The sequence below is a fragment of the Oleiphilus sp. HI0066 genome (genome assembly GCF_001635725.1).
In genome coordinates, this window is the sequence record NZ_LWFH01001471.1 from 1 (window position 1) to 722 (window position 722).

Sequence of the window (722 nt, forward strand, 5' to 3'; positions counted from 1 at the left end):
ATGCTCTGGTGCGCCGAGAGCGCTGGCAAGGGAGCGTACTTGGCGTTTGTTCAATCCGAATAATGGAATGAGATCGACCGCGCCGTCGCCGTACTTGGTGTAAAAGCCAGTAATATTTTCTGCGCTATGGTCAGTCCCTAATACAAGCCCCCCAAGTAAACCTGCAACATAATACTGAGATACCATGCGCACACGCGCTTTTACATTTCCCTTTGCGAAGTCGACGGTATAGGCGTCATTTGGCATAAGCTGTTGCTGGCTGAGTTCCTGTGCAACATTGTCGTGTATTGCGTCAGTACCTGGTTTCACGTTTAAGGTGATGGCACGGCTTGGGTTGATAAATGTAATAGAGTCTTGTGCATCTTGTTCATCGCGTTGCTCGCCGTAAGGTAAGCGGACAGCAATGAATTGATACTCGCTAGAATTATTCTCTGCATTTAATTCATCGATTGCGCGTTGGGCGAGCTTGCCGCATGTGCATGAATCAATGCCGCCACTAATACCAAGAACTAAAGTTTTTTGGCCTGCGGCATTTAGTGTTTGTTTGATAAAGTTTGTACGACGTTCAATTTCGAAATTTACATCGATCTCAGGTTGCACGCGCATCTCTGTAAGAATTTCTGATTTGCTGACCATACTTTACACCTATTGTTTGTCAGTCACTCAGGGTGATATTAAATTCATGCCCTGTTTTGATATCTTGAAAGGTTTTTATTCTAGGA

General features: G+C 44.9%; 1 protein-coding gene. It reads right to left on the reverse strand.

What is annotated here, in order from left to right:
• On the reverse strand, nucleotides 1–636 hold a 636-nt coding region (nadE, locus tag A3738_RS22790), incomplete at its 3' end, for an ammonia-dependent NAD(+) synthetase (protein ID WP_068763878.1).
• Between the last annotated feature and the right edge of the window lie 86 nt (nucleotides 637–722).